The organism is Candidatus Electrothrix sp., assembly GCF_052785085.1.
Genome location: NZ_JALAAI010000191.1, coordinates 1 through 4,673 on the forward strand (window position 1 = coordinate 1; position 4,673 = coordinate 4,673).

6 protein-coding genes are annotated in these 4,673 nt (G+C 41.7%); 1 reads left to right on the forward strand and 5 read right to left on the reverse strand.

Annotation, left to right across the window (positions count from 1 at the left end; all coding sequences use genetic code 11):
* Positions 1 to 254: hypothetical protein (locus L2082_RS18430; RefSeq protein WP_446012112.1), on the forward strand; the 254-nt coding region annotated here is incomplete at its 5' end.
* A gap of 251 nt (positions 255 to 505) precedes the next feature.
* Here the strand turns inward: L2082_RS18430 and L2082_RS18435 are convergent.
* The 5 genes from L2082_RS18435 to L2082_RS18455 form a co-directional block, all read right to left on the reverse strand.
* The gene (locus tag L2082_RS18435; protein ID WP_446012113.1) at positions 506 to 1,174 is read right to left on the reverse strand and encodes an AAA family ATPase; all 669 of its coding nucleotides are present in this window, start codon (positions 1,172 to 1,174) and stop codon (positions 506 to 508) included.
* Between the two features lies 1 nt (position 1,175).
* The gene (locus tag L2082_RS18440; protein ID WP_446012114.1) at positions 1,176 to 2,609 is read right to left on the reverse strand and encodes an integrase; all 1,434 of its coding nucleotides are present in this window, start codon (positions 2,607 to 2,609) and stop codon (positions 1,176 to 1,178) included.
* Positions 2,610 to 2,820: 211 nt separating this feature from the next.
* Entirely contained in the window at positions 2,821 to 3,381 is a 561-nt protein-coding gene (locus tag L2082_RS18445) for a DNA methylase (protein WP_446012115.1), read from the reverse strand.
* Positions 3,382 to 3,395: 14 nt separating this feature from the next.
* The gene (locus tag L2082_RS18450) at positions 3,396 to 3,713 is read right to left on the reverse strand and encodes a CHC2 zinc finger domain-containing protein (RefSeq protein ID WP_446012116.1); all 318 of its coding nucleotides are present in this window, start codon (positions 3,711 to 3,713) and stop codon (positions 3,396 to 3,398) included.
* Positions 3,714 to 4,009: 296 nt separating this feature from the next.
* A complete protein-coding gene (locus tag L2082_RS18455; RefSeq protein WP_446012117.1) occupies positions 4,010 to 4,426 on the reverse strand; it encodes a hypothetical protein in 417 nt (138 codons plus the stop codon).
* Positions 4,427 to 4,673 lie beyond the last annotated feature (247 nt).

The window sequence follows — 4,673 nt, forward strand, 5'->3', positions numbered from 1 at the left end:
GTAGAGGATGGCTTCAGCAATTAGAAAACGATTACAAAATACTGCAAGCAGAATGTAACGGGAGTACACCTGAAAAAGATTTGGCCTTTCGTCTGAGTGACAACGCGGTATTTGGTGGACTGCCACTACAGAGAGCCTTTTGGGAAAATAAGCTGCAACTCGCTCTTGAAAAAAGTCGTGAAAAAATATCTGCTGTTTGTCGTCATGTTCGAAGACTGTTTGAGGCATCGTTTGATAAGAATCAAATAGTGTAACGCTTTCTCACAGCTACGCCTTAACGACTTGCCTGTATATTCGTCGTACAAATAGCCACATAGGGACATGGGTCAGATAGCACTAAGTTGCAAAATAGTGTAACGCGCACACGTATTCCTCTGATTACACAGTGAAAAGGTCTTTTTTTAGAGGTTTTTTCAAGTTGGGTAAACACAGAGAGCAAATAAAAAAAGACTATCTGAGAGATAGCCTTTAAAGAAATGAATGAGTGGTTTAGGAGGGTGGCGGCTTACTGAGGAGGGAGGTCGGCAATAAAATCCAAGGCAAGATTGATATCAACAAATGGCAACTTTAATTCTTTGGCTTTATCGCGGCAATCCGTGCAAATTTCCTTGAATTTACGCATATCTCCCTTGGTGGCCATATATATTTGTTCAATGGCCTCCTGGTTGATATCCTGATATTCAAGCACGAAGTCTTCCACCACAATGGGATAAAGCACAAGCGTTTTTAGACGACTGAGTATGTCGGGATGCTCACTGGTCAAATATGTTCTGACCTTTGGCAGTCCTGCAAGTACAACGGGTACACCAGCATCAATAATACGTTTCATGTAAGGCCAAACCCGTGGATCAATATCATTGGCCTCATCTATCACGATAAAACAGCTGGAAAGACTGCACACCATTTTCAGGTATTCTGGCGTCCTCCTGTAGGTTGCCTTTGTATCATAATTCAGCTCTTTGAGAATTGCGGCCAGAGTTTCATGTATATTAAATAATGACTCAACCCTAACTGCGTGGAGTTTTTTGGGGCGTAACAATTTCAGGAAACGACTTTTTCCAACCCCGTAATCTCCTTCGATCAGAACACTCTGCCCCCGGTAAATCCTGTTATAGGTCGCAGCCAGATAAGAAATGCGCCGATTATCATTGATAAAATCTTCTTTTCGATTCATACTATTTTTCTCCATTGCGAGCATAGGGTGCAATGTGAACCCGACGCAGATGATTCCCACAGTCAAGAAGGAAGGCATTAAAAACCGCTTCGCCCGTTCGTTTCTCCGGTTGCCTTATTTTCTTCGTAAAAGCGATGTATCTGTTTTGGTTGAGCTGGAAAACATTTTTTGCCATGGCAAGACTGAGTCCTTTATGATGATATTCAATCAATGTCGGACGATCCACCACCATGCTGTGTTGCTCAAGAAAGCTCGTTATCTGTTCCAGTTCATTTGGCTCTGGCTCGATACACGATGGTGTTATCGGTTTTTCGTAGGGCTTTTGCGCCAGTGCTTCTCCTAAAAGAATACCATTGGGTGCCTGCTCAAAAATAAAGAGCTTGTCGTGATATTGTGAGATATGCACAGGTGTACTTTTATGACGGCTGAACAGGTCGGCACCAACGGTTACGTAATAATCCTGGTTGTCGTATCTGATTGTTTTCTTCTTTGATACAGTGGCGGTTGTTTTTTTGAAGCCATACTTCACAAACTCTTTTACCTCCTTCGAAGAAAAGGACAGTGTGTCAATTACTTCCTTGAAATAATCATCAAGCTTCTGATCAGGAACCCATGCACTTGCTTTTCCATTTTCGGAAAAATAATGTTTTGTGCTGTTATGTTCATGGCGGTATGCTTCTATGAGTCCGCTGTTTTTCAAATCAGCAAGGGTGATATCGAGGAAAGTGACGGTAATCTTATCCTTTTTACCATGGGCGAATGAATAGCCGGGTTCAGTTTTTGTGATACGGTCTTCAAATGCCTTGATGATCCGGATTTCGAAGTTATGCAAACTGCGATGAGATGACTCCAGATGTGCCTTTTCTTTTGCTGCATGAATCCTGGCAAAGTCAGGTTCCATGTAAAATCCACCTGGTACAGAATGTCTCATATTCAAAGCGCTAATGGCTCGTTTAAGATTAAGAAACCCCTTGGCATTATCAGGTCTGATACGGATTTTTTTATGAGGAAAAACTGTGCTCAGTAAAAATTGACGGAACAAATCCACAGAATTTAAGCTGCTTTCTGAGAAATATGCATCAAGAACAAGCATGTACCGCGAACCGGTGTCATAGAACTCAATGACGTTTGGTTTTTGCCAATTTCCCTTGTCGTTTTTGATTTTAAAATAGCGAAAGACACACCCGTCCATCTGGATCAGATCAAATACAGGTTCTGGTGTGAAGCAGCATTGCTCAGAAAGATCCTCTTCAAAGTCTGGTTTAGTCAAATACGGTTGAAGATTTTCCCGTTTGACACAACGTCTAAGTGCAATAAGAGAAATTGGTCGCTCGAATTCTGTCTCCAGCCAATGATGATAATTTTTTATCGTTCTCGCCTTACGGGTAATAAAAATAAACCCCTGGCTTCCGTGATCACAGGAGTCTTTAACCATTTCTACAAACCGTTTCCGAACTGATTCAGTGAGAGATCTGGGGCGCCCACTGCATTTCCTACCCTCCATAATGCCTTTTTCTGCAAGCCGTAACGGGCCGGGGATGATGCCTGTTTTTTGATATTGATCTTTGTAATATTTTTTTGCCCGTCGCTTTGCAGAACCTTTTTTTTCCATAATCTTTTTGTGTAGCAACAGGTAAAAACGTTCGTCAAGTGTTAGCTTCATGTCCACTCTCCCTACATATTATTTTTTCCTGTATAACCCGATGCCACAGTAACGCAGCTTGACGTGAAGTCTGTTGCCACTTATCATTCAGGGCATATTTAACTTGAACCAACATCTCCTCGACAGCAGCCATATACTCATCGCTTATTCGATCAACAAGATCAGGAGTTGCTGTGTCCTCTTTTGTCTTTCGTTCATTGATGAAATTCTGAATATTGCGTGCCGTTACCTCTACTTTTGTATTGAGGAACGCTTTCCATATCTCTCGTTGTTCTGGTGGAGATAATGGCACCAGTGGCCGTGTCTGGGCTTCATTGCCAGGTAACCTGTCCCCAATTGGGGACAGATTGTTAATAACGCTATAAGCGTCGATGAGCCTGTAAACCTGCGACCGGCCAATATCCCAACGCGACCTCGCATATGTTTCAAAGCTGGTAAAAAGGGCCTGTTTATAAAGACGGGAATCTCGTATTTCCAACAATGCCTGGCCAATCTCGTAAAAGCGATATTGATTTTTGGCGATGATTGTTTCCAAATGCTTCAATCGGTCCTCCAGCATCATTGCACCTTTCGACAAGAGTGATCCTTATTTTGTTTCCCAAGCAACTGTTTTAAGAACAAAACACTCTCCCTAAACCCACACCCCTGATTCTCCATGACAAGATCAATGGCATTGAAATTCCTTTCGCATCTAAAACATCTCACCAAATTTACATTTGGATTTATTCCCGTCTGGAATTCATTGCATATTGGGCACAGAACACGAAAAACTCCTTCACTGGTTTTATTGGGAACTCGCAATATGTTTTGAATCAGGATCTCAACGGGAATAGCATTTCGCAGTTCAAACAATTCGTTGGATGAAAATTCTCTCATAGCTTACCTCGTGTTGTTTATGGTCAGTATTTTCTCTTCACCATTGAAGAGAAATGGAGCTTTATTTTATACTGAAGCCTGCCAAAGGAATCTATTGCGTCTTAAAATGACATAAGGAGTACTTGTCTCAGATACCTTATGATTACCTTACGTTAACCATAGTGATGTGTCTTAAACTAGCATCGCGAGTAGTCGTCTTGGATCTTCTTTAATTACAGTGCCTTAATATGTACAATGCGTCTTAAACTGCCAATGTGAGTAGTTTGCCCGAAAAACACCTCTAATTGGATAGGCAACTATGGGGCTCCTCTATTTTGGGATTGCAATTGAGTAATAATTTTCCTCACCAGGTAATGGATAATGACCATATTTCTCACGCCATATTCTTTGATGATAATCTCAACAGGTAAAACAAAAGGAGAAGGCTGCAGCAGGGGGCTTTGGGATATTTCCGGGTGAATTGAATCGGGGGGCGGCTTTTTATTGTTCTCTTTTACTGTTTTCGGTTTGACCTGCTCTAACTTTTTCTCCAAATAATTGTTGGCAGATTCCTCTTTATTGCGTTTGTTATAGTCATGACAATTTCTGCGGTGAAGTTCTGTTTGGCACTTCGAACGTCCACACGTTTTCTGCCTGCCTTTTTGCCGTACATCAGGTTGGAACCATTTACGACAGATAGAACATGGTCGTTTCCCGCATGATTTCTTCGCCATTGTTAATTCTCCAAAATTGAATTCCACGTAAATTCGTATGAGAATCAAAAGATAGAAAAAATGAATGCGTTGCCAAGCGGCTTGATAGGCTGGGTAGTAAATAAATATTTATGGGCGGGATAGAGCGGCAGAATAAGCGGGATACTTGTGTTGCAACTAATGGAAGGCGGAGGAGTGGGAGCGTTACAGTATTTTGTAACTAATTGTGGGGTAAGGCGTTACACTATTTGAGTCTTAGCAAGAGAAT

What these genes read in the sequence shown, in the direction of transcription:
- L2082_RS18435 (WP_446012113.1), bottom strand. Translation starts at nt 1,174, where the DNA reads ATGAATCGAAAAGAAGATTTTATCAATGATAATCGGCGCATTTCTTAT.
- L2082_RS18440 (WP_446012114.1), bottom strand. Translation starts at nt 2,609, where the DNA reads ATGGTTAAAGACTCCTGTGATCACGGAAGCCAGGGGTTTATTTTTATT.
- L2082_RS18450 (WP_446012116.1), bottom strand. Translation starts at nt 3,713, where the DNA reads ATGAGAGAATTTTCATCCAACGAATTGTTTGAACTGCGAAATGCTATT.
- L2082_RS18455 (WP_446012117.1), bottom strand. Translation starts at nt 4,426, where the DNA reads ATGGCGAAGAAATCATGCGGGAAACGACCATGTTCTATCTGTCGTAAA.